19 protein-coding genes are annotated in these 24,925 nt (G+C 59.4%); 9 read left to right on the top strand and 10 right to left on the bottom strand.

Annotation, left to right across the window (positions count from 1 at the left end):
- Window positions 1-780 carry a sugar isomerase domain-containing protein gene (locus EI77_RS06090; protein WP_133793903.1) on the top strand — a complete coding sequence of 260 codons (780 nt, stop codon included), beginning with the start codon at window positions 1-3 and terminating at the stop codon, window positions 778-780.
- Here EI77_RS06090 and EI77_RS06085 read toward each other — a convergent pair.
- Entirely contained in the window at window positions 762-2,075 is a 1,314-nt protein-coding gene (locus EI77_RS06085) for an MFS transporter (protein ID WP_133793902.1), read from the bottom strand. The genes EI77_RS06090 and EI77_RS06085 overlap by 19 nt on opposite strands.
- A gap of 218 nt (window positions 2,076-2,293) precedes the next feature.
- Here EI77_RS06085 and EI77_RS06080 point away from each other — a divergent pair, with 218 nt between their 5' ends.
- From EI77_RS06080 to EI77_RS06065, 4 genes are all read left to right on the top strand, one after another.
- Complete coding sequence (locus tag EI77_RS06080; protein WP_208300288.1) at window positions 2,294-3,550, top strand: MFS transporter; 1,257 nt, start codon at window positions 2,294-2,296, stop codon at window positions 3,548-3,550.
- Window positions 3,551-3,647: 97 nt separating this feature from the next.
- Window positions 3,648-6,455 (top strand): M16 family metallopeptidase, encoded by a 2,808-nt coding sequence (locus EI77_RS06075; RefSeq protein WP_133793900.1) that lies wholly within the window; start codon window positions 3,648-3,650, stop codon window positions 6,453-6,455.
- A 63-nt stretch (window positions 6,456-6,518) separates the two neighbouring features.
- Complete coding sequence (locus EI77_RS06070) at window positions 6,519-7,634, top strand: AAA family ATPase (protein ID WP_133793899.1); 1,116 nt, start codon at window positions 6,519-6,521, stop codon at window positions 7,632-7,634.
- A gap of 57 nt (window positions 7,635-7,691) precedes the next feature.
- Window positions 7,692-8,996 carry a DUF58 domain-containing protein gene (locus tag EI77_RS06065; RefSeq protein ID WP_133793898.1) on the top strand — a complete coding sequence of 435 codons (1,305 nt, stop codon included), beginning with the start codon at window positions 7,692-7,694 and terminating at the stop codon, window positions 8,994-8,996.
- A 34-nt stretch (window positions 8,997-9,030) separates the two neighbouring features.
- On the opposite strand, the gene EI77_RS06060 is transcribed toward EI77_RS06065, so the two are convergent.
- Window positions 9,031-9,600, bottom strand: coding sequence for a C40 family peptidase (locus tag EI77_RS06060; protein ID WP_243838696.1), 570 nt, complete (start codon window positions 9,598-9,600; stop codon window positions 9,031-9,033).
- A gap of 445 nt (window positions 9,601-10,045) precedes the next feature.
- Between EI77_RS06060 and EI77_RS06055 the strand changes: the two genes are divergently transcribed.
- A complete protein-coding gene (locus tag EI77_RS06055) occupies window positions 10,046-10,777 on the top strand; it encodes a 7-carboxy-7-deazaguanine synthase QueE (protein WP_243838692.1) in 732 nt (243 codons plus the stop codon).
- A 6-nt stretch (window positions 10,778-10,783) separates the two neighbouring features.
- Here the strand turns inward: EI77_RS06055 and EI77_RS06050 are convergent, their stop codons facing one another.
- From EI77_RS06050 to EI77_RS06020, 7 genes are all read right to left on the bottom strand, one after another.
- Window positions 10,784-13,462 carry a hypothetical protein gene (locus EI77_RS06050; protein ID WP_133793896.1) on the bottom strand — a complete coding sequence of 893 codons (2,679 nt, stop codon included), beginning with the start codon at window positions 13,460-13,462 and terminating at the stop codon, window positions 10,784-10,786.
- Window positions 13,463-13,521: 59 nt separating this feature from the next.
- Window positions 13,522-14,298: an AAA family ATPase gene (locus EI77_RS06045; protein ID WP_133793895.1), complete on the bottom strand. Its 777-nt coding sequence runs from the start codon at window positions 14,296-14,298 to the stop codon at window positions 13,522-13,524.
- 179 nt (window positions 14,299-14,477) lie between these two features.
- Entirely contained in the window at window positions 14,478-14,963 is a 486-nt protein-coding gene (gene rplQ / locus EI77_RS06040) for a 50S ribosomal protein L17 (protein WP_133793894.1), read from the bottom strand.
- 28 nt (window positions 14,964-14,991) lie between these two features.
- Window positions 14,992-16,110, bottom strand: a complete 1,119-nt coding sequence (locus tag EI77_RS06035) for a DNA-directed RNA polymerase subunit alpha (protein WP_133793893.1) — start codon at window positions 16,108-16,110, stop codon at window positions 14,992-14,994.
- 318 nt (window positions 16,111-16,428) lie between these two features.
- Window positions 16,429-17,559, bottom strand: coding sequence for a hypothetical protein (locus EI77_RS06030; protein ID WP_133793892.1), 1,131 nt, complete (start codon window positions 17,557-17,559; stop codon window positions 16,429-16,431).
- 541 nt (window positions 17,560-18,100) lie between these two features.
- Window positions 18,101-18,934 carry an SDR family NAD(P)-dependent oxidoreductase gene (locus EI77_RS06025; RefSeq protein WP_133793891.1) on the bottom strand — a complete coding sequence of 278 codons (834 nt, stop codon included), beginning with the start codon at window positions 18,932-18,934 and terminating at the stop codon, window positions 18,101-18,103.
- A 12-nt stretch (window positions 18,935-18,946) separates the two neighbouring features.
- Entirely contained in the window at window positions 18,947-20,476 is a 1,530-nt protein-coding gene (locus tag EI77_RS06020; RefSeq protein ID WP_243838689.1) for a cryptochrome/photolyase family protein, read from the bottom strand.
- A 96-nt stretch (window positions 20,477-20,572) separates the two neighbouring features.
- Here EI77_RS06020 and EI77_RS06015 point away from each other — a divergent pair, with 96 nt between their 5' ends.
- Window positions 20,573-21,304, top strand: coding sequence for a CorA family divalent cation transporter (locus EI77_RS06015; protein ID WP_166647070.1), 732 nt, complete (start codon window positions 20,573-20,575; stop codon window positions 21,302-21,304).
- 28 nt (window positions 21,305-21,332) lie between these two features.
- Here the strand turns inward: EI77_RS06015 and EI77_RS06010 are convergent, their stop codons facing one another.
- Complete coding sequence (locus EI77_RS06010) at window positions 21,333-22,616, bottom strand: glucuronyl esterase domain-containing protein (RefSeq protein ID WP_133793888.1); 1,284 nt, start codon at window positions 22,614-22,616, stop codon at window positions 21,333-21,335.
- A 126-nt stretch (window positions 22,617-22,742) separates the two neighbouring features.
- Here EI77_RS06010 and EI77_RS06005 point away from each other — a divergent pair, with 126 nt between their 5' ends.
- Window positions 22,743-23,387: a hypothetical protein gene (locus tag EI77_RS06005; protein ID WP_133793887.1), complete on the top strand. Its 645-nt coding sequence runs from the start codon at window positions 22,743-22,745 to the stop codon at window positions 23,385-23,387.
- Window positions 23,388-23,465: 78 nt separating this feature from the next.
- Entirely contained in the window at window positions 23,466-24,110 is a 645-nt protein-coding gene (locus EI77_RS06000; protein ID WP_133793886.1) for a hypothetical protein, read from the top strand.
- Window positions 24,111-24,925 lie beyond the last annotated feature (815 nt).

The raw sequence follows: 24,925 nt of genomic DNA, 5'->3' as shown, positions 1-24,925 counted from the left end.
ATGACACCTGCTGAACTTTATCTTGATTGCTCTGCGGCCCTTCTTGACCGCGTCCGCGCCCAGCTCCCGGCCATCCGGGAGACGGCGGACCTGTTTGCCAAAACCATCCTGGCCGGGCAGATGGTGCATGTGTTTGGCTCCGGGCACAGCCGCATCCTGGTGGAGGAGATGTGGCCACGGTATGGCTCGTTTCCAGGGTTCAATCCGATTGTGGAGCTGAGCCTGACATTTCATAACCTCGTCGTCGGTGCCAACGGTCAGCGGCAGGCCATGTTCCTGGAAAACGTCAGCGGACTGGCCGCCCGCATCCTGCGAAACTTCGACCTGAAAGCCGGAGACAGCGCGCTGGTGGTTTCATCCAGCGGCTGCAACGTCGTGCCCGTGGAGATGGCGGAGGAGTTTCAGCGGCGCGGGGTGAAAGTAGTGGCGCTGATTTCCAAAGACCATGCGGAGGCCAGCACCACACGGCATCCGGGCGGCAAGAAGCTCCAGGACTTTGCCGACATCGTCCTGGATACCGGTGCGCCGATTGGAGATGCGATGGTGAAGATCGAAGGTCTGGAAACTCCCGTGGCACCTGGCAGCACCGTCGGCGGCTGCCTTCTGGTGAATGCGGTGAAAGCGGAAGTCGCCCAGCGTCTGACTCAGGCAGGCCAGCCCCCGAAAGTGCTGACCGCAGGCGTATTGGTGGGACCGGAAAAGGCCACCGCTCTTTTTGAAGCCGCCTATGATGAGCACGCGCGGCGGCTGGCCCCGTATTATCAGACCTTGGGTGCCTGAACCGTGACCGGATCCCGGGTGCCAAAGATCACCAGCAGTCCGGCGATGGCCAGCGCGATGCCCACCCCATTGAGGGCGGCCTGCAAATCATAACGCTCCTTTAACCAGGCGATCATTTCCGGGCTGAGGTAACCGGCAAGGTTGCCCACTGAATTGATCCAGGCGATGCCCGCCGCTGCCGCCGTGCCGGAAAGGATGGCCGTGGGCAGAGCCCAGAAGCAGGAGATCGTGCTCATCACCCCCGTGATGGCGATGGCCAGGACGCCCAGCACTGCCAAAGGTGGCAGACCCGGCAGACCACTGATGACAAAGGCCACCGCAGCGACCAGAGCGGAGATGCCGATGTGCCAGCGGCGCTCGCCGGTGCGGTCACTGTGCCGCCCCACCAGCACCATGCCAATGGCCGCACATCCCCAGGGAAAGGCGGAATAAAGGCCCACCTGCCAGTCATCCTGCGTCAGCTTGTCCTTGATGATCTGGGGCAGCCAGAAGGAGGTGCCATAAAGCCCGACGATGGCCCCGAAATAGATGGCGCAGCAAAGCCACACCTTGCCCGACTTGAAGGCGTCCAGCGCACGATGGGCCTGATGTCCTTCGGAGGCCTTCGTCTTTTCATCGGCCTCCAGATTTCCTTCCAGCAGAGCCTTTTCAGCCTCGGTCAGCCACCTGGCCTTGGCCGGGCGGTCGGCCAGCAGAAACGGCACGGCCACGCCTAACAAAACAGTGGGAATCGCCTCCAGAATAAACAGCCACTGCCAGGCGGCGAGCCCGTGCCAGCCATCCGAAATCTTCAGCAGCCATCCCGAAAGCGGACCGCCGATGACGCCGGACATGGCGATGGCAGTCATGAACAGCGCCACCATGCGCGCCCGCAACCGGCGCGGATACCAGTAGGTGAGGTAAAGAATGATGCCGGGAAAGAAACCCGCCTCCGCCACGCCTAACAAAAAGCGCAGTGTATAAAACGAGGCCGCGCTGTCACTCAGCGCCATCAGACCTGACATCAGCCCCCAGCCGATCATGATGCGGGCGATCCACAGCCGCGCTCCCACCCGGTGCAGAATGATGTTCCCCGGCACCTCAAAGAAAAAATACCCCAGGAAAAAAATGCCCGCCCCGGTGGCAAAGACCGCATCACTGAACCACGGCTCCGCCTTCAGGGACAGCTTGGCAAAGCCCACATTCACCCGGTCAATGTAGGCCAGGATGTAGCAGGTGAAGAGCAGCGGAATCAGCCTCCAGGTGACCTTGCGGTAAACGGCGGCTTCTTCGAGGCTGGTCGTGGCTGGATTCATGGGAGGCTGCTGTGATACTCTGCTGTAAGCGTCCGCTGGAATCTTTTTCCATCACTGGTTACAAGAAAAGACAGGCACTTTATGCTGGTCAGGACGGTAGGGACTGGGCAAGAAGCTGCACCCTGAGGTCAAGCATTGGCATCGCTTTGAGCTTTGCCGTGCAGGCTGAATGTGATTAATGGCAACCTTCCCAACCTCTTATGAACCTGTCCCAACCGATGGATCCCCGACCCAGTTCCGTCTCACGCACCGCCTGGCTGATCGTCGGCCTGCTCTTCCCCGTGGCGCTGCTGAACTACCTGGACCGGCAGATGATCGCCTCGATGAAGTCTTCGGTGATGGGAGAGATCACGGACATCGGCAGTGAGGAAAACTGGGGCCACATGCTGGCCTCCTTCAAATGGGTGTATGCCATCTTCAGTCCCATTGGCGGATACATCGCCGACCGCTTCAGCCGCAAATATACCATCTGCGGCAGCCTCTTCATCTGGTCCCTCATCACTTATCTGACCGGTCATGTGACCAGCTTTCAGGAGCTGTACTGGGCCCGCACCGCCATGGGCGTCAGCGAGGCATTTTACATTCCGGCAGCGCTGGCGCTGATCGCCGATTTCCATACCGGACCCACACGTTCACGGGCCGTGGGTGTACATCAGATGGGCATTTACTGCGGTGTCATGGTGGGCGGCTTTGCAGGCTATGCGGCGGACTGGCCGGACTTTGGCTGGCGCGGTGCCTTTGATATCACCGGCCTCATCGGCATTTTATATGCGGTGCCTTTGCTGTTCCTGCTGAAGGATGCCCCACGCACCGCAGCGGAGATCGCCAGCCCTGTGGCCAAACCATCGGTCGGCACCGCCATCACGGAGCTGTTTACGAATCCTTCCTTCATCCTCCTGGTCCTATACTTCACCCTCCCTGCCCTGGCGGCCTGGGTGGTGCGTGACTGGATGCCAGCCATCTTGCAGAAGGAATTCAACATCAGCCAGGGAAAGGCGGGCGTCTCAGCCGCGCTTTACTGGCAGGGTGCCGCCCTGGTGTCCGCTATTTTTGGCGGCTGGCTGGCGGACCGTTGGATGCGGAAGACACCGCGCGGCCGCATCTATGTGAGTGCTATCGGCATGCTCTGCATCATCCCGGCGCTTTTCGGTGTGGGCAATGCGCCATCGCTGGGCTCGTTCGGTCTGGCCATCGCCGCGCTGATCCTCTTCGGCATCGGCTGGGGGTTCTTCGATTGCAACAACATGCCCATCCTTTCCCAGATCACCCGGCCGGAGCTGCGGGCCACGGGTTATGGCATCATGAACTTTGTCAGCATGATGTGCGGCGGCGCGGCGGACTGGGGTTTCGGCTTCATGTCGGATAAAGGCGTGCCGTTGAACATGATCTTCGGCGTCTTTTCCTGCATCTGCATCCTGTCGGTAGTGCTGGTCCTCATGATCCGCCCCCGCGAACAAGTGGGGCCTCGGGCTTGAGGGGCGTGCTTCGAGAACTTTTCTCGCGGTCCCGGCAGTAAATGTGACTTTTTCTCGACAGGTCTCCCTGTAGCGGCGTTCTTTGTATAGACCCACCATGATCCGACTTACCTGTGCCCTGCTCCTGATCTGTCTTTCTGCGGCTGCCGAATGGCCTCATGAAAAAAGCGACCTGAAACCTGATCCCAAGGCGACGTTTGGCAGTCTGGAAAACGGGCTGCGTTACGTCATCCTGCCGAATGCAGAACCCCCCGGACGCGCCAGCATCCGCATCTACATGGATGTGGGCTCTCTGATGGAAGAGGACGACCAGCAGGGCATGGCCCATTACCTGGAGCACATGGCCTTCAATGGCAGCCGTCATTTCCCCGGCGGTGAGATGGTGGAATACTTCCAGCGCCTGGGCATGGGCTTCGGTGCGGATACCAATGCCCACACCTCTTTCAAGGAAACCGTTTACATGCTGGAGCTGCCGAAAGTGGAAGCCTCCATGCTGGGCGAGGGCATGCAGCTTTTCCGTGATTACCTGGATGGCATGGCCCTGGGTGAAAAGGACATCGACAAGGAGCGCGGCATCATTTTGAGCGAGAAGCTCAGCCGGGACTCCATTGACTACCGCACGATGCTGGAAGGCTACAAGTTTGCCCTGCCAGACTCCCTGCTGCCCAACCGCCTGCCCATCGGCACGGAGGAGACTATCAAGACGATGCAGCGCTCCCGTTTTGTGGAGTTCTATAACAAATGGTACACACCGAAGCGCACCGTCATCGTCGCTGTGGGTGACTTCAAGGATGTCGAGGCGGTGAAGGCCGAGATCGAGAAAAACTTCAAAGATGCCAAGCCCGTCGGCACGGATGCTGAAGATCCAAACTTGGGCAAAATCAGCGCGGGCCGTGGCCTCATCGCCAAGCTCCATACGGAGATGGAAGCCAAAGCCGTGGACATCTCCGTGGAGATGCTTCGCCCGGCCAAAAACAAGCCGGACAGCGTGGCCACCCGCCGTGAAAAAATGGTCCGTGACCTGGCGGATGAAATGATCAACCAGCGCCTGTCAAAGCTGGCCAAGGCGGAGAACGCCCCCTTCATCAGCGGCGAATCTTACAGCTATGAATACCTGGAGTTTGTCGAGGTCATCGGCATCATGGGCCAGTGCGCCCCGGACCAGTGGAAGGCCACCCTGACACTGCTGGAAAGCGAAATCCGCCGGGCCGTGCAGCACGGTTTCACCGATGCCGAGTTTGAAGAGGCCAAGGCCTCCCTTCTGAAGACTGTGGAACTGCGTGCCGCCCAGGCCGACTCCCGCAAATCCCGTGACCTGGCCAGCGGACTGGTCAGCATCCTGGCCGCCAAAAAGGTGATCACCCACCCGGCCGATGACCTCGCACGGGTGAAGGAAGCCCTGGCCAGCCTGAAGAAGGACGAGTGCCACGCAGCCCTGGCAGAAACCTGGAAAGGTGACGATGTGCAGATCTTTGTGGGCGGAAATCTGAAGCTGGAAGGCGATGCCGCCGAGCAGATCAAAACCGTTTACAACGACAGCAAAGCCAAGCCTGTGGAAGCCCCTGTCCAGGAAGAAACAGCCGCCTTTGCCTACACCGAGTTTGGCACCCCAGGGAAGATCATCCATCAGGCCGTGGAAAGCGACCTGGAGCTGACGATGGCCACCTTTGAAAACAACGTCCGCGTTAACATCAAGCCGACGCCTTTTGAAAAAGGCACCGTGCGGGTGACGCTCAACTTTGGCGGTGGCAAGCTCAGCACTCCAGCCGGCCAGCAGGGCATCATCCCCTTTGCCCAGAGCACCTTCATCATGGGTGGTCTGAAGGAGCACAGCGTGGATGACATCCGCCGCATCTTCGCCAGCAAAAGCGTGGGCACGGACTTCAGCGTCGGTGATGAAGCCTTCATGCTGAGCGGCCGCACCACCCCGGCAGACCTGGAGGCCCAGTTGCAACTCCTGACTGCCTACATGACCGCCCCGGGTTATCGTGAGGAGGCCCAGCGCCAGTTCCAAAAGAACCTGGAGCCGATGTATGTGCAGCTCCAGCACACGGCGGAAGGCATCATGGCGGACAAGGTCGTGGCCTTCATCCACAGTGATGATCCCCGCTTTGGCTTCCCGCCTATCACCACGATGCAAAAGCGCAATCTGGGTGAGCTGGCAGCCTGGCTGCAAAAGCCGCTGACGGAAGAATACCTGGAAGTCTCCATCGTCGGTGATGTGGAGCCCAAGGCGGTCCTGGATGCCGTGGCCAAAACACTGGGCGCACTGCCGAAGCGTGCCGCTGAAAAACCGAAGTTTGAAAAAGAGCGCTCAGTCCCCTTCCCTCAGGGTCCGGTGACCAAGGACATGCCCTTCGATACCGAAATCCCTAAAGCCATCGCTGCGATGTACTGGCCCACCAATGACATGCTGGACATCAAGCGCACCCGCCGCCTGAGCCTGCTGGGCTCCGTGCTGGATGACCGCCTGCGCATCAAGGTGCGTGAGGAGCTGGGAGAAACCTACAGCCCCGCCTGCTACCATGTGGCCAGCGATACCTTCACTGGCTACGGTTACATGACCGCCATGATCGAGTGCAAACCAGAGCAGGCCGCTTCCATCACGGAGCTTGTTATCAAAATCGCCGCTGAAGTGGCTGAGGGTCCGATCACCGATGACGAGTTCGAGCGTGCGCAAAAACCCCTGATGACCCAGGTGGAGCAGATGCGCCGGGACAACCGTTATTGGTCGCAAAACGTCGTGCGCAATCCGCAGGAGCATCCAGAACGCATCGAATGGGCAAAGAACATGCTGACCGATTTCCAGGGCATCACCAAGGAAGAGCTTCAGGGCTTGGCCAAGGAGTTCCTGATGGCAAATCGTGCTGTGGCCGTGAAAGTGCTTCCCAAAGAGAAGAAGTGAGCCTAGTTGACCTATTCCCCTAGGTTTCCTGCTCTCCCCCTCTGATCCTGCGCCTCACTTGCCATGAATGACATTGCCCCGGACTCTGCATATTCTCCGCCCCCTCAGCTACCCGCTTATACAGCCCCACCGCCTCCGCAGTCCCCTGTTTATTCGGCACCGCCTGAGCTTCCGGTTTATAAGCCAGAGCCTGAGGCGCAGCATTATGCCCCGCCACCTGCGGCAGCCCTGACATCGGTTCATTATCTGAAGCAGATCCGCGCGGCGGTGGAGCAGGTCTTCATCGGCCAGACGGAGGTCATTCAGCAGGTGCTGGCGGCCCTGCTCGCAGGCGGTCACGTGCTGCTGGAGGGCAAACCAGGCCTGGGCAAAACCCATCTGGTGCTGGCACTGGCCCGCACCTTTGGCGCGGAATTCCGCCGTATCCAGTTCACCCCGGACCTGATGCCTTCGGATGTCACAGGACACACACTTTATGACCTCGGCAGCCAGAGCTTCCGAGTGCGCCAGGGACCGGTCTTCACTCAATTGCTCCTGGCAGATGAAATCAATCGCGCGCCTGCCAAGACACAGTCCGCCCTGCTGGAAGTCATGCAGGAAGCGCAGGTAACCATTGATGGCGAGACTTACTCGCTGTCTCTGCCCTTCATGACCTTCGCCACGCAGAATCCCATCGAGCAGGAGGGCACCTATCCTCTGCCCGAGGCCCAGCTGGACCGTTTCCTGCTGAAGATCCTCATTGATTACCCCGGCATGCAGCAGGAGGCCGCCATTGTTAAATCCGTGTCGTCCGCCGCCGGTGGGCGCGGCCTGAGACCTGAGCTGGTACAGCCCGTGTGCACCACGGAGGACATCCTCCAGGCGCAAAAAGAAACCGCTGAAGTGGAAGCGGTGGACAGTGTGGTCACCTACGCGGTGAACCTCACCCGCGCCACCCGTCACCACGGAGCCATCGCCCTCGGTGCTGGCACACGCGGAGCCATCAGCCTCGTGCGTGTGGCCAAGGCCTATGCCCTGCTGGAAGGCCGTCGTTTCATCACCCCCGGTGATGTCAAACGCGCCGCCCTGCCTGTGCTCCGTCATCGCATTTCATTGACGCCGGAAGTAGCCATCTCTGGCCAGACGGTGGACCAGGTGCTGGACAGTGTGATCCGCAGCGTGGAAGCGCCACGGGCTTGAGGGATGGCACCCGCCCTCCACTGCCCTCCGTGTGCTTTTTGAACACTGACTCCTTCCATGCGTCCTTCCACTCTCACTCTTCGCCTCGTCTCCGCCTGGGCTCTGCTGGGACTGGCTGCGTCGATCTGGGGCGTCTTGCAGGTGGCTTGGTTCGGCGCAGGGGCGCTGTTGTTGATCACAGCACTGGTGGATTTTTTCACCCTGCCTAACAAACAGCGCCTGTCAGCCACACGCGTCCTTCCAGGCAGGTTTGCCCTGGGTGTCAAATCCGCCATCACCCTGACCCTGCGCCATTCCATGGGGCGGCCATTGAAAGTCTCCGTCCATGACGGTCTGCCGCCGGAGGCCCTGGCCGAGGGCATGCCCTGGCAGGGCACGCTGCCGCCACTGGAGCATGTGGAGCTGACCTACGATGCGCATTTCACCCGCCGCGGTGCGCACACCTTCAGCGCAGCCCATCTTTTGGTGAACTCCCAGTTAGGCCTGTGGCGGCGGCTTTACCGCACTGGCGGCAGCAGCGAGACTCGCTGCTATCCGAATTACGAGCCTGTGGTACGCTTCGCCCTGTTGGCGACGGCCAATCGCGAGGAGCAGATGGGCATCGTGAAACGGAGGCGCAACGGAGCCACTCTGGATTTCCACCAGCTTCGCGAATATCAGGACGGCGACATCCTGTCCCGTGTGGACTGGAAGGCCACCTCCCGCCGCCAGACCCTGGTGAGCCGTGACTATGAGGAGCAGCGCAACCAAAGCATCATCCTGGTGCCTGACTGCGGCCGCCGCATGCGCGCCATGGACGGGGAACTGAGCCAGTTTGACCATTGTTTAAACGCCATGCTGCTCATCGCCTACATCGCGCTGAAGCAGGGAGATGAAGTCGGCGTCACCGGTTTTGGCGGTGCTCAGAGATGGCTCAAACCGGTCAAAGGCCCGCCAGCGATGCCGAGCCTGCTGAACCATTTGTATGACTACGAAACCACCACGGAGCCCAGCGATTTCATCGAAGCCGCCGAGCGTGTGATGGCCCTGCAAAAACGCCGCGCCCTGATCATCCTGATGACCAACCTGCGCACGGAGGACACCACACACCTGATGAAGGCCGTGGGCCTGCTGCAAAAAAGACACCTGGTGCTCGTGGCCACCCTGCGGGAATCCGAAATGGAAGCCCGCAGTCAGCGGCCCATCTCCAGCCTGGATGATGCCCTCGGCTACGGTGCCCTGTGCCACTACGAGCAGCAACGCGCGCACCTGCTGCAATCCCTGCGTGCCAACCGCATCGTCACCGTGGATGAAACCGCGCAAAATCTGCCTATTGCCCTGGCCAATCAGTATCTGGATTTAAAAGCCTCCGGACGGATCTAAACATCCATCACGATACAAGCCCCCACCCGACAGTTTACAACCCCGGCGGATGACGTGCCAGATAACCTTTAATAGGTCGGGATTTCACAGACCAGCGGGGGCCTTTGCGTTCACCGTTATACCCGGTATCCAGGCGCAGCCCCGCCACAATGATGAAGGTATGGCCATCACGGGAATAGACCGTGATGTGTTTGCCCTCACCCGCTTTCCCATAGCTGCGCAAGCTGCTGGATGTGCCGGGGCTCTTCAGCAAACCCGCCCCGTGGAGAACGTATGAGACGGTGCCGGAGCAGTCATAGCCAGTGTCCTCAAAGGACCGGTGTCCGCCCCCGTATTTATAAGGCTTCCCAGCAATCTCATTCCCCGCGCTGATGGCCCGCATAACAGCAGGAGGGAGTCCAGCCGGAGGCACCGCCTTTCCCCCCACAATGACCGCCGTCTTGCCCCGGCTATACTCGTAATCCCAGGTCTTTGGGCTAGGTGAACAACTGCTGAGAACAGCGGTGAGCGCAAAGATGACAAAAAGACAGCGGGGAGGCATCAGGTGAGAATAGGTGATGTGCCAAAAGAAGGCAAGGCTGGTGAAGATGGAGAAGGAAACCACGCCCGAAAGCCCAACCGGCATGCGTAATTGGAACCACGCCCCCAAAGCCCAGCGGGCTTGCGTAATTGAAAACCACACCCCCAAGCCCAACGGGTTTGCGTAATTGGAAACCACGCCCCCAAAGCCTAACGGGCTTGCGTAATTGGAAACCACGCCCCCAAGCCCAACGGGCTTGCGTAATTGGAAACCACGCCCCCCAAGCCCAACGGGTTTGCGTAATTGGAAACCACGCCCCCAAAGCCCAACGGGCTTGCGTAATTTGAAACCGCCCCCCCAAGCCCAACGGGCTTGCGTAATTCAGCCCAGGGTTGGCACAACCCTGGGTCACGGGAGCAACGCGCCCCGCCGGCCTGCGAACCCCAACGGGGTTCCGTCCTGGATCGGGTGCCGGTACGGATGAATTCCCCCAAAGCCCAAAGGACTTGGACGGACACCCCCTGCCCTTGTGCCCCCCCTGCGGGTGAGCTATGATGACCGAAAGATGCGCATTTCGGAGATTTTTTATTCGGTTCAGGGAGAAGGCTCGCTCACAGGTGTGCCATCCGTATTCGTGCGCACATCCGGCTGCAATCTGCGCTGCACCTGGTGTGATACCCCGTATGCCTCCTGGCAACCGGAGGGCCCCGAAATGACGCTGGATGCCATCTTGGCTGAGGTCATGAAGCACCCGGCACGCCATGTGGTGGTGACGGGTGGAGAGCCGATGGTGGCCAAGGACATCCGCGAATTTTTGACCCGTCTGCACCAGGCCGGGAAACACATCACCGTGGAAACCGCAGGCACCGTTTCCCCTGCGGACCTGCATGTGGACCTCGCCTCCATCAGCCCCAAACTCGCGAATTCGACCCCCACGGTCGAAAAGGCGGGTCCGTGGGCCGCCCGCCATGAACAGACCCGCTTGCAGCCCGCCGTGCTGCGGGAATGGCTGGAGCAGGCCGTGGACTACCAGTTGAAATTTGTCATCTCCACCGAAGCCGATCTGGCCGAAGCGCAAGCAGTCGTAGCCAACATCGGCCTGCCAGTGCCCCCGGATAAAGTGCTGCTGATGCCTGAAGGCGTGAGCATGGAGGCCATGCGCAGCCGCTACGATTTGCTCGTCCATGCCTGCCTCACCCACGGCTACCGCCTGAGCCCGCGCCTGCACATCGAACTTTTCGGCAATACGCGCGGTACGTAAACCGCATCACCGCAGGACACGCAGCAGCAGCACCGTATCCTCGGCCAGGTTTGTGAGGCTGGCCTGCCCGGCAGCAGGCAACGGCCCCTCGCCCCCCTGGATATCAAAGATGGGCCGCTGCACACAGACGCGCACTTTGGGTAACTGTTCCCACTCCGGCCCATCGGGCTGGGGGCCGGGCCATTCCTGCACCACACCGGCAAAGGTCTCCGTGACGATCTCAGGCGGGCGGCCATCGCGGATGAGAGTCCAGCGTTCCCCCTGGATCTCCAACTGGCAGCCCACGAGGCGATGATTCACATCAATCTGATCATTGAACGTTGTCCCCGCCGGCATGGGCGTCGACGCATGGAAGACATCTTCCTCCGTCTCCCCACGCAGCCGGTCCCGGCCATGGGTGAAGTAAAAGTCCCAGCCTGATTTGATCAGGGCGCTGCCATCGTGACGGCCGCGGAGGCTCACACAGTCCACCGTTTCCACCGCCCCGTCCCGGCTGGCCTTCAAAAGAAGCGCCGCAGCCGCCTGGGCATCCTGGGGCAGTTCCAGCCCGGCAGGCAGTTTCACCACCAGCGCCTGCACCGTCTGAAGAGCAGCGGGACGTGGGGCGCTTTTTACCGGTGATTCCGGCGCCGCCTGGGTCACGGGCATGGCATCCAGGCGCACGACGTGCCAGCGCAGCCGCGGGGCCTCCCGCTGCACCGCACCGATGGCGGAGGTCTGCACCATGGCGACCACCTCCGCCTGATGGGCCGTGAGCTCCAGGCTGCTGCTGACCTCTGACAAAGGCTGGGTGGGCTGTACCATGTAGGAAGTGGCCGCGCTGGCCGTGGCGATATCCGGCTGCCAGATGCCCCACTGGCGCACCTGCGGCCGCCCGGCGGACTGGGCCCGCCAGGACAGCACCGCCTCTCTCAGGAGCTCGGTTTTCACCTCATTCCCTGCCGTCAGCATCAGGATGCTTCGCGGATTGAAGTAGATGCCCTGGGCATGCGGAGCTGCGTTGAGAAACTCACCGCCAAAGTAAAGGTGCGGACGCATCCCCCGGACTGCGCTCCGGCCACCCTGGCTCACCCTTGTTATCAGGCCGGTGCAGTCCACCTGCCCCTGTCCAAGACTGGCCAGGAGCTCATCCCCCAGGGCGTGGAAATCCGGGGTGGCATCGCCCAGCAGCCGCTCCCGCCAGGACAGCGGCGTCTCGATGATCCAGGTGGTGAGGGCAGATGAACCGGCCTTCTGGCGACGAGCCGCGGAGACCCGGCGTTCATCGCCTTCCTCCACCACCCGCAGGAAGCTGGCATGGACCCGGCCATCCTTCAGGCAGGCCCCGACAAGCGAGACCTGCCCCGGCCTGGCAAGGATCTCCGTCACCGTGGATTCATTCGGCTGCATGTCCGCCTCCGCCGTTTCGATAGCCCGGGGATCATCGGCGTCACCGCCTTCAAACGCCGTTTTGCAGCGCAGCCAGCGGGCCGGGGCGGAAGGACGGCTGATGGCCACCTGCACCGCCAGCTCTCTGTCGAAGTCAGCTTTTGTAATTGCTACAGGCGCGAACGGATCCGCCTCCTCGCCCGGCCTTTCCGCATGGTAAAAGCTTATGTCCAGGCGGTGGCCCAGTTTAAAATCACTCTCACCATCACAACTGAGCGGAGAAAAGACCCGGGGATTGCCACTGGGTTCCCACCCGGTCGCATCATGCCAAAGAAGGTCGGCCTCCATCCGTGATTCCTCACCCGGCCGACAGGCCACCGCCGAGGTGGCCAGGAGTTCAATGCCGGTTTTGCCACCCGCCGCATCCAGCCACCGGGTCATCTGCTGCGCATCTCCCTGAGCATCCCGGCGGGTTTTCAGCCAAGTCAGGTAATCGCCCACTGGCATCGCCACCGTCCAGCTTTGAGCCCGATAAACCGGGCCCACGTCAGGCAGCACTTGGGAGGGCGCAGCATCCGAAACGTCAGGCGCGGTCACCCGGCCAAAGGCCAGCATCACATGCCCTGTCTGCACCTGCCCGTCCTGCGGGGGCTCCATCTGGCAGCCTAACAAAAAGATCTCATTCACCGGCACATCCGCCTTCGTCACCAGGTGCCAGGGGCGGAAGAAATAACGCGGGGCCGACAGCACCGGCAGCGGCCAGGCCGTGACCGGACGGCTGTCAGGTGCCGGGGGCGTAAAGGTCATGTCCACCTCCACACCGGCCTGCAGCCCGCCCAGCTTCAGCGCCACCCGGGCCACGATGGCATTTCCCACCTCCACTTCCGCCAGGTCTTGCAGGACCCGGTTACCCTCCGGCTTCTCCGCGTCTGGCCTGTCCTTCCAGGCTTCCCACTCATGTTCCTCGTCCCAGTAATGAGACGACATGTCCTGGTAAATGTAGCGGAAGGTCCGGCCGCGCCGGTTCAGGAACTCAGCATGCCCCGCAGGGCCCTCGTGCGCCATTTCAGTCACTGCCTCGATGACCCCCTGACCCTGCCAGACGGCCAAAGTCTCCCGCCAGAAGGACGGGGACTTTCCCACATCCGCCAGTAGAGCCTGGGCGGCCAGAGCCGCGGGCACCTTCAGCAGGGAGATGTGCAACCTCACCTCATTGGTCGGCGCTGCCTTGTCGGAAAGCAGCCCTTCCAGCGGATCCGGCTTTTCGGATGGCTGCGCCTGAACCAACATTCCCCAGCTGGCGACTAAGAAAACCATCAGGTGCATAGCAAGCTTCATAACCCCGGTTTTAGCCTAACCAAAAGTCAGGGTCAAGATTATCTCAATCCCCCAGTTTCAGCTCCTCCTGCGTGCCTATCCTCCTGCGTGCCTAACAAGCGATGGATCATGCCTTTGGGATCTCGCATAAAACGGCTGGTGATCTGAAAATGATCCGTGTCCTCATAAGCGATGCGCTGGATGCCATCCTCACTAAACTGATAGATCCACGCGTCCGGATAGGCCATCAAGATGGGAGAATGCGTAGCGATGATGAACTGTGAAAAATCATCAATGAGATCATGCATCCGCACCAGCAGAGACATCTGCCGCTGCGGCGACAGCGCCGCCTCAGGCTCATCAAAAAGATAGATTCCATGACCACCCATCCGGTGGATCATCGTCGCAAAAAATGACTCACCATGGGACTGCTCATGCAGGCTTTTGCCGCCATAGGACCAGGTGCCCAGTTCATCGATCAGCGTGGCGAAATTGTAGTAACTCTCCGCCCGCAAAAAGAAGCCGTCCATCGGGCGCAGATGGGTGCGTGAAAGGGTGATCTTGGAGGTCAATGCACAGCGGTATTCATGCATCGCCATATTGGTATTCTTCGTGCCACCCTCCATGCTAAAGCCCAGCTTTTCGGCGATGGCCTCCAGCAGCGTGGATTTGCCGGATCCGTTCTCTCCCACAAAGAAAGTCACCTTCGGATGCAACGGCAGTGAGTCCAGGTGACGGACCGCCGGAATATTAAAAGGGTATTCGCTGAAGCCAGGTACCTCCCCGCGCTCCAACCTGACGGTATGCAGATACTGGGATGGCGCGGGCTTCAGCATGGCATGATGATTATACCAGACCCGGCAGATGCAAGAGGGAGCTACACGCGGTAGCGGCCTCTACCTATAACGAATTTCCGCGAGGATAAAACGGACATACGAGGCACGGGCACTCCACAAAAAAACGCGGGCATCTTTCGATGCCCGCGTTTGGGGAGGGTTGGTGAACTTGCTGAGGATTACTCAGCAGCAGCTTCGGCCTTCTTCTTGGAGGCGCGCTTGGCCTTCGGCTCTGCATCTTCAGCAGCCGGGGCTTCAGCGGAGACCACTTCGGCTTCCGCTTCTTCCACCTTGGCGCTTGGCAGCACGAAGGAGTCCACCCACTCGATGAAAGCCATCGGGGCGGAATCGCTGCGGCGCTGGCCCAGCTTGGTGATGCGGGTGTAGCCGCCCTGGCGCTCCTTGGAGGCAGGGGCGATTTCTTCGAACAGCTTCTTCACCGTGCCAGGCTGGCGCAGTTCAGAGATGGCGGTGCGGCGGGCATGCAGGTCGCCACGCTTGCCGAGGGTGACCATCTTTTCAGCCAGCGGGCGCACGGCCTTGGCCTTGGCCAGGGTGGTGCGGATGCGGCGGTGCTCCACAAGGGCGCACACGAGGTTGGCCAGGAGAGCCTTCCGGTGAGAGGCATCGCGCTGGAGTTTAGGGACTTTTCTTCCGTGTTTCATGTCTTCGTTCTAGTCTAAGGTCTGGAGATTATTCGTCGTCGTCACCGTCTGGCAGGTGGCTGTCGATGAGGCTGGCGAAGCCTGCGGCATCCGCTTCATCGTCGTCATCGGCGATCATGCTGCTGCGGGCAAGCAGAGAACTGCCGCCGGAGGTAGGCTCAAGCAGCGATGAATCGAACTTCATGCCGAGAGAGAGACCCAGCTCGGCCAGCTTCTCTTTGATTTCGGTGAGGGATTTTTTGCCAAAGTTGCGGTAACGCAGCATTTCGGCCTCGGTCTTCATGGCCAGCTGGCCCACGGAGGTGATGTTGGCGTTGTTCAGGCAGTTGGCAGCGCGGACGGAGAGTTCGATCTCGTTGACGCTCATGTTCAGCAGCTTGCGCAGCTCGCTGTTTTCTTCGGTCTGGGCTTCTGGAGCCGCTTCGAATTCGATGGCCTTGTCGTCATAGTTGACGAACACGTCCAGGTGATGACGCAGGATGGAGGCAGCCTGGAGCAGGGCGTCGCTCGGGGCGATGCGTCCGTCGGTCCACACGTCCAGCACCAGCTTGTCATAGTCGGTGTTCTGGCCGACGCGGGTGTTTTCCACACCGTATTTAACGCGGGTCACCGGGCTATAAATGGAGTCGATTGGGATAACACCGATCGGGGTGTCAGCGCGCTTGTTTTCTTCCCAGGTAGAGAAACCACGGCCCACGCGGACTTCGAATTCGCACTCGAACTTGGTCTTGCGGTCCAGGTTGCAGATGACGAGGTCCTTGTTGATGACTTCGTAATGGTTGTCTTCCTTGATGTCACCAGCGGTGACCACGCCGTCTTTTTCAACGGTGATGGAAAGCAGGCGGGCTTCCTTGCTTTCGCTGTGGTGCTTGAAACGGACCTTCTTCAGATTCAGGACGATCTGGACCACGTCTTCGAGCACGCCAGGGAGGGTGCTGAATTCGTGCTCGGCACCACGGATTTTTACCGAGGTGATGGCCGCGCCTTCCAGGGACGAGAGCAGTACGCGACGGAGGGAGTTGCCAATCGTATGACCGTAGCCCTTATCAAAAGGCTCGGCGCTGAACTGGGCATAAGTATCGGTGGCGGTGGCCTCGTTGCGGACGAGGCGATTCGGCATTTCGAATCGGGCAAGACGGACGGACATGGATGGATATGAGATGAACCGGGTTACCTCCAGAGCGAGCGTCCGCGACTTCTCAGAGAGAAGACGGACCTGGAGACCGACGGCGATGTGACAAGGCAGCTCGCAAGGGGCGTGGATTATGGGCTGGCACCAGGGCTTTGCAAGGCCCTTTTTGGAGGATTTGGCCAGTTATTCCCACTCCCTCAGGCCAAAAATGGCCCAAAAAGTGTCCCGGAGCGGAAAAAACAATGTCCCAGATGCGGGCTATGTGCACGGCGGGCAGTGACGATGGGACAAAGTATTATAGTCGGGCCGGACACCAAATGTGAATTCAGTACTTCAGGGACCCACCGGAACCAGAGTTTGGGGGACGTCACCAACAGGCATCGGGGTGGCAGTGACCGGAGAATACTGCCAAGTCCAGTCGCCTTGATAATCGGGAAGCAGAAAATTCTTCGCGGCAAGTCTTTTACCCGGTTCCAAAATGATTTCCCCGCCGTCGTCTTGCTTGTCCAGTCCCACGCTCCAGAGGATGTAGCGCCCCTCTGGACGCCGGCTGTATCGCATGGGCTGCCCATCCATCAAATCTGTCGGAATGTCTTGCAAATAAACAGGTTTCAACTCTTCCAAAGAGGCGGGATAAGATTGGTGAGCGAGAAAAAAGCGCTCCAAGGCACACGCAATAACCGCCTGTCTAAGAGTGATTTCGGTTTTCATTGTCTGCCCCGCCAGACGATGAAATGAAGGTATGATCGCATTGGCAAAATAGCGGTCCAAATTCAAAGCACTCGTGCCAGAAAGATCCAGATAGTTTTGTATTCTGTGATCATTCTCCAATACGGATGCCAGGCCACCAGCTTTGTAAGGCCGGATCAAAAATTCCATTTCGGCCTCCACCAGGGTGGCTTTGTTCAGGATGAAATAACTATCCGGGACCATCTCAATGGATTTCACCCACGTCACTCCTGAAGTACCCACCTTATCCACAAAATCGCGACGCGTCGCAGGATCGCCCGCCATAATATCAAAACTATTTAAACTAATGATCATTTCCCCCCGGACAACTTGAAGATAAGACTCCGCAGCATTCACACCACTGAGCACCTTCTGCAAATGATGCAAATCCGTCTCCGTGAGAGGCATCGGGGAAGCTCGAAAAATATTCCATGTCAGTTCAATTGCCAAAGTGTCCCATGTGATAGCCAGAAGATGGCAAAGCATATTAGGCTCCTGGTGACAAGCCTTGGCCAGTAACGAAACGGCACAGGCATCGGCCACAGCAGCATGATATTCCCCAGCGTCTGCGGCAGCTAGGCCATGAAGAGAAAGAGCAAAGCAGGCCTGCATCACCGGCCTGTGATAAGGCATGGGGATGAGGAGCAAACTCGGAGGCAAAGGACGATCCCGCAGAGACGGAACAAACTGAGCGTCAGCGTAAGACATCGCAGGTGCGGCCAGTTCCTTCAGCAAGGTGCGAGTCTCATCCAGCAGATTTAGGATCGCTCTGGGCTCTCTGCCAGGAAGGGGCAGCTCCTGGAGCAGGCCTGATGACACGAGTTCTTTCGCCAGGCCGGGCCACTGGCTTGGTTGGCCCAGAACAGCACTGCTGCGATAAATCCCCACCCTTTCAATACCCTGGGTCAATTCCACCAGCGCCTTCCGTTTTGCTCCAGGCTCGCCCAGGGTCTCATCTCTGTCCTCTATGGCTGCAATCATCCGCAAGGGACGAATGGCAGCATAATTCTGCGACTCCGGCAGGCGAGAAGGTAATAGATCCGTAAACTTCCGAGGTTCTCCTTCCCGATCCAGCATCTTTTGCACTCCCTCCCAACGCCGGGCTGCCTGCCAACCTAACAAACTATACATCAGCAAACCCACTACAGTAAGAGTGAATACCATCCAGCCAAAAATCCGCAGGCCTCTGGCCATTCGGGGATTCAACTTAGAAGCACTCATTCCTCTACCTGTGTCATGAAGACACTTATTTGTCGAGAATGCTTACACCCTTATGTCAGCCATCCGTCTCCCCCGCCGCCTGTTCCCAGGCCTCCAGCTCGCGCAAGCGGGAGGCGGTGACATCGCGGACTTTCTTCACGGCATACTTGCCCAGCGGAAGCCGCAGTGGGGCTTGTCCTTCCTGCACCATTTTGACGATGAGAGCAGCGGCGCGTTCAGGGTCACCGGGCTGCTTGCCATCCACCTTCTCTAAATAGGCGGCGAATTTACCGCTGCTGCCTGCATAGGTTTCCGTTGCAGTCGCATGGGTCATGCCTTTGCCAATGAAACGCGTCCGAAAAGGTCCCGGCTGCACCAGCGTGACCTTGATCCCATACGCCGCCACCTCCAGCCGCAGGCTCTCGCTCAGAGATTCCAGCGCTGCCTTCGCCGCACCATAAATGCCAAAGCCCGCATAGTTAGAAATGGCTGCCGCTGCACTGATGTTGATGATGTGCCCCTGCTTTTGGTGACGCAAGATGGGCAGTGCGGCCCGGATCACGTTCAGGGCACCGAAAAAATTGGTCTCAAAATTCCGCCGGATGTCCTCCTCGCTACATTCCTCCACCGCGCCCAGCAGGCCGTATCCTGCATTGTTCACCACCACATCCAGCCGCCCCCACACCGCCTGGGCAGCCGCCACCTGCTGGGCGACTTGACCAGCATCGGTGACATCCAGCGGCAAGATGTGGCAGCGCCCCGCGCCGATGTGCTCCAGCATTTCCAGGTCCGCCACCCGTCGGGCAGTGGCGATGACGTGATCCCCTGCCAGCAAGGCCGCCTCTGCAAGGGCATGACCAAATCCAGAGGAACAACCAGTGATGAACCAGACGCGGGGAGAGGTGGACATAAGTGCGGTGAATTACGCCAGACCCGCGCGGATGGACTCCGCCTGATTAAAGATCGCCTCTTTCTCCGTTTCCGTGAGCCGGGCCAAATTGCGCACCTGCATGGACATGCGCTGATTCTTCCTCAGCCGCTCCTCATGCCGCATCAGGAATTCCCAATAAAGAGTGGTGAAAGGGCAGGCTTTGGGACCGGTGGACTGAGCAGGATCATACCGGCAGCCTGCACAGTAATTGGACATGCGCTGGATGTATTTGCCAGACGCGATGTACGGCTTGCTGGCCATGATCCCGCCATCCCCGTGCTGGGACATGCCCAGGGTGTTTGGCAGTTCCACCCACTCCACCGCATCCACATACACCGCCAGGTACCATTCATGCACCTCCTGCGGCCTCACGCCTAACAACAAGGAGAATAAACCCGTGACCATCAGCCGCTGAATGTGGTGCGCGTAACCGTATCGCAGAGTCTGGCCAATGGCGTCATGCAGGCAGTTCATGTCCGTCTCACCCGTCCAATAAAACTTGGGTAACGGCTGCTGCGCCTGCAGTTCATTCATCTCACCATAGCTCGGCATGAAGCGCCAGTAAATGGCCCGCACATACTCCCTCCAGCCGAGGATCTGCCGGATGAAACCTTCCACTGCTGGCAAGGGTGCGCGGCCAGTGTGATACGCCTTTTCCGCCGCTGCAATCACCCGGCGCGGATCCAGCAGTTTCAGATTCATCACCGCACTCAGTCGGCTATGAAATAGCCACGGCTCCCGCGTCCACATCGCATCCTGATATTCGCCAAACTCTGCCAAACGGTGCGCAATGAAATCCTCCAGCGCCAGCTCAGCCTCCGCTGCTGTAACGGGCCAGTCAAACTCCGCAAGGCTGCCAGGATGTTCAGGAAAAGTCTCCTCCACGATGCGCATCACCTCCTGCGTGATCTCATCCGGCGGAAACGTCCGTGGTGCCGCATGCAGAGGCGGCCCGGCTTTGGCAAAACTCTTCCGGTTTTCGCTGTCGAAGTTCCACTCACCACCCACCGGTTTCCCACCCTCCATGAGAATGCCATGGCGTGTACGCATCTCGCGATAAAAGAACTCCATGCGCAGTCCCTTGCGGCCCTTCGCATGTTTTTCAAAATCCGCATGGGAGGCCATGAAGTGGCGGTCCTCACGCTCATCCAGCTCCACCTTCAGCCGCTTCGCCGCCTGGCGGAAATCCTCCCTCACCTGCCACTCCCCCGGCTCCACCAGGATGAGTTTTTGCGGTTTCAGCCGCTTCACCGTCGCCTCCAGTTCCACGATGAAATCCCCCTGGTTTTGGGCGTCGTCCAGTCTGCGATATTCCACTGGCAGCCCTTCCTTTTTCAATTCCTCCGCGAAGTGCCGCATGCCCGCCAGGAAGGTGACGATGCGGGCCTTATGCACCCACACTTTGGTGGATTCCCGCGCCACCTCAGCCATCCATACACAGTCCTGCTTTGAGTCAAAACCATCCAGCGCGGCCGAATTTCGGTCGAGCTGGTCTCCAAGGATGATCACAAGATGGCGCATGGCTTTCATCTACGCCTGCCACCGCAACCCGAGGCGAATCTCTGCACAAAATTGTATTCCCCTGCCCCCGGCCTCCCGGCTAGTCTCGCCACGTTTATGAAACCCGATACCAGCATTCTCCCGAAGCTGTGGCTCCTGCCCGATTCCATCCGCAACCGCCTGGGCCGCGAACCGGGGCCACAGCGCGCCATGTTTGAGGATGGGCACCTGCTCATCATCCTCCACCAGATCCCCGGCGCGGATGAGCATAAGCGGAAGCCCGCCCTGTTCTGGCGCAATCCCGATGGGGAATGGAAAACCAACCTGCCCGGCAGCGGACTGGCCGGGCTGAATGATCACCTGCGCAGCTTTGACACCAAACTCACCGAGCTGGAGGAGGAAGAAAACCGCGCGCGCATGGCCACCGAGTACCATGAGGTGCTGGAAAAACTAGCCCCCGTCCTGAGAACCTCCCGTGGACTTCACCGCGCCCTCCAGCAGGCACGTGAACTGGTGAAAAGCGAGCGCGAACTCATCAACATGCGTGACCAAGCCGCCGGCATCGAGCGCAACGCGGACCTGCTTTTGCAGGATGCCCAGTTCGGGTTGAATTTCACCGTCGCCCGTCAGGCGGAGGCTCAGGCCGCCAGCGCCCGGCAGATGGCCTCCACAGCCCACCGGCTGAATTTGCTGGCCGCCATGTTCCTGCCCCTGACCGCACTGGCCAGCATCTTCGGGATGGATTTCCACAGCGGCATGGCAGACACCCCGGCCAACTTTTGGTTAGTCTGCGCCAGCGGCCTCCTGCTGGGCATGGTGGTGATGGGAATGCTGGGGAAACGGCACTGAGCCGCCCCCCGGCACCACTCCGCCCGCCTCACTGGCCAAAGTGCTTTTTGGCAAAGCGCAGATACTGCGTCCAGTCGTAATCCGTCACGTCATGCTTGCCCGTGCGCATGTGGTAGCCGATGGCATCGCCCACCGGCGTATCCACCGCCGGAGGCTCCGTGACGCCATAACCTTTTTTGCCGAAGAGCACATACACAGGCTCCGCATTCAGGCCGGAAAGGAACTCCCCTTTCGGGTCCGCCCACTGATCATCCACCGCACTGGCGATGTAAATGGGCCGTGGCGCTGCCAGGGCGATGAGCATGTGCTGGTCCACCGGACAGGCCGCTTCGTTGTCGCCATAGCCCGCATACGTTTTTGTGAACCAGTGCGGAAAAGCCTTCGTGATGATGGCTGTCGTTTCACCGTAATTCCGGCGCATCGTCGCAGCACCGCCTTCGCCTGAATTGTTGGAGATCACGATGCCAAATCTCTGATCTTGCGCACCCGTCCATAGAGACGTTTTGCCCAGCCGCGAATGGCCGATCACCGCCAACTTTTTCGCATCAATGTCAGCATCCGTTTCCAAATAATCAGCGATGCGGCTCAGGCCCCATGACCAGGCACCGATCGCACCCCAGTCGCCATTTTTCCACTCTGTGGCTGCGCCATCCTTGCTCAGCACCGCCCGCAGCCCGTCCTTCCAGCCATCCACATGATCCGGCTCGATGTCACCATAATAATACGTCGCCACCGCAAAGCCCTGGCCGATGATCATCTCCAGCGGCCAGCGGCTGCTTTCATTTCCCCGGCTGGCCTCCGTGGCGTGGTTGTCCACGATGGACTTCTCTTTGTTAGGCCGCATCCAGCGGGTGGAAAGCGGCACATCAGGCTCCGTGCTCACCGCATGGTTGCCGCCAAAGCTCGGCCCCACAAAGCACGGCGCGGGAGCCTTCAGCCCATTGGGCAGGTAAAGCATCACTTCCATCCCCGCCCAGGCCGGATGCTCCGGCAGGGAGATGTGGATGAGCTTGCGTGTGGCCTTGCCACCCAGCGCATCCTTTTTCACCTCGCGCGTTTCAAAGCTCACCTTTCCCCAGTTCCCCGGCGTGCGGCCATAGACATGCTCTTGAAATAGCGCCAGCACCTCCGGCCTGCGTTCCGCCGTCCAGTCCGCCGCCGTGGTGATCTTGGCTCCATCGCGAGTGGTCAGCAGAGCTGGCAGCGTGTAGGCCGGGATCTTGGATTCATCGTAATTGGCCGTCTTTTTCTGGGCTTCGGCCCAGTCTTCACCAATGAGGAGCATGAGAGATAAAAGGATGCAGGTGCGCATGGTTGGATACCGCAGCAGGATGGTTAACGCGGCATTGAAAGTATCGTATCCAGCCGCCCAGTTCTCGCACAGGATGCACAAAAGGATTGTCTCGACACTCCTGATCCCTTTTGATAAAAACCGCACATGGCCGAGGACGACATTGATGAACCACCAGTCCAGGAAACCAATCTGGACGATGCTCAAGACAGTCAGATCAACCGCATGGCCGGTTGTGCCCGCATGGGCAAATGGATGGTGATGGCGACGCTCGCCATTTTCCTCTCCGTCTCTTTATATCGCTGTGCGACAGGTTCACCAGGAATACTCGGGACGCCTCCCATCAACCTGAAAACCAAAGCCACCATGAAGGATGTCCAGGTGGCTCTGGGCCACTATCGTACCGAATACGGGGCCTTCCCCACGCTCGTCCCCGGCTCCAGCAAAGATGTGCAGACCCGCTCCAGCGGGGACCTCATTGTCGCCCTCCTGGGTGAAGATGAGAAAACCAATCCCCGTCTCATCAAGTTCCTCGCTGTGCCCGTGGCCAAAAACGGTAAAAAAGGGCTTCTAACCGTTGGCACTGAAAGACAGCTCACCGACGCCTGGGGTGAAAGGTACCACATCCTGCTGGATGCAGACCTGGACAACCACATCGCCAACCCCGAGGCAAAGCCCGGCAATGTGAGTACCAAAATTCCACCGACGATTGCCGCTTCCGTCATCATCTACTCCTCCGGCCCCGACCGCGATCCAAACACGTGGGAAGACAACATCTGCTCCTGGCGGTAGTATGATTCAGTCGCAGAGGTCCTTTGAATGTTTCAGCAATAAACTTGCTGCCTCCACCCATTTTGATAGAACACAAGAATGGCTGCGGATGACATCCCTGAGAAAAAAGCTGCGGTGTCTGTTGCTGGCATAAATCCCGATGATCACCAGAAGTCACAAAACCCTATCCTGAGCGGTTGTGCTTGTTTGGGCAAGGCGATGATGATGCTAATGCTTGTCGGCTTCTTCTTGCTTGTATTCAGCCGCTTGATGGAGGCTTATATAGCGTCAGATTATGGGACGGAGGGGTATTCGAAAACCAGATCCGCATTGATGAAAATTGGGAATGCGATTGGCTCTTATCAATCTGAATACAAAAAGTTCCCTCTTCCTGATCCTTACCCCAAAAAAGACGTTAGCCTGCGCACAGAGGGGGCCTGGATGGCTGCATTGGTGGGGACCGACATAACATTGAATCCGAAAGGATTTAAATTTCTGGAGATGCCCGCTGCCGAAAATGGGAAAAGCGGCGTTTATCAAGACAAGGACGAATGGGTGGTGACCGATCTCTGGGGCGAGAAATACTACGTGGTTCTTGATGTGGATTTGGATAGGATCATCTCCAACCCCGAGCCCTTGCCAAACGATGCGGGGGATGAAGTCAACTACTCGATCATGATCTATTCCTCCGGAGCGGACCGCAATCCCGACACGTGGGGAGACAACATCGGCAATTGGCGGTAAACTATCGCAGACAATAGATTGCATGCAGCCGCGAAGCGTCCCGGAGTGCGGTGAAAGCGCAGAGCGCATCGCCGCTTTTATTTGAATACGGCAGATTAATGGCGTCCGAATGACGAGGCCAGTGCCAGCTTACCCAACAAACGGGAATTGAAAAGTTGTCGGAGCACACGGGATAGGTTGGATGAGCAGAAGGTGGCCAAAACGCTGCTTTGACAGGAGCGTTTCCCCCTCTCCCGGAGGGAGCATGGAACATAGCCAGTGGTGGAGGTCGCGCAGCGGCCGAGAACCACCTGAGAGACGCCCCCGATGTGCAAATCCCCAGGGCGTCCCGGAGGGACGCTGGAGGTATGCCCTGACCCCCGACGTGCCTCCTTCACACCACATTCCAGCGTCCCTCCGGGACGCGATGCCCCGCGGGGGCGACGTTTCCCGCATCCGGTGGTTCTCAACGGCTTCACCGTTTCCACCACCGGCTTGTCTCTACATTGAGTCCTCCTTGAAGAGATCAAGCCATCGCGATAGCGATGGCCCATGGACTCGGAAGTGGGAGCAGACACCCGCAGACCGCCCACCGGCTCAGGAGTCACGATCCTGCAGTTTAGATTGGCGCGGGTGTCTGTCCCATGCCCGGCCGTGAAGCCGAACCATATCCAGGGCCCATTCTCACCGAATGGCAGCCCGCAGACAAGCTCGAACTCATGCCGGGGACTCCCACCTGCTGTCCTGGTTTCATCAAGACTTCATCCTCACTCCTTCTTCTCTCATGAGTTCACCCGCCATCTCTGCATCCCTGCCGCGCCTCGGCATCGACGTCA

Origin of the sequence: Prosthecobacter fusiformis, assembly GCF_004364345.1 — a bacterium.
Classification (GTDB): Bacteria; Verrucomicrobiota; Verrucomicrobiia; order Verrucomicrobiales; family Verrucomicrobiaceae; genus Prosthecobacter; species Prosthecobacter fusiformis.
This window is presented reverse-complemented; position numbering and strand designations above follow the sequence as displayed.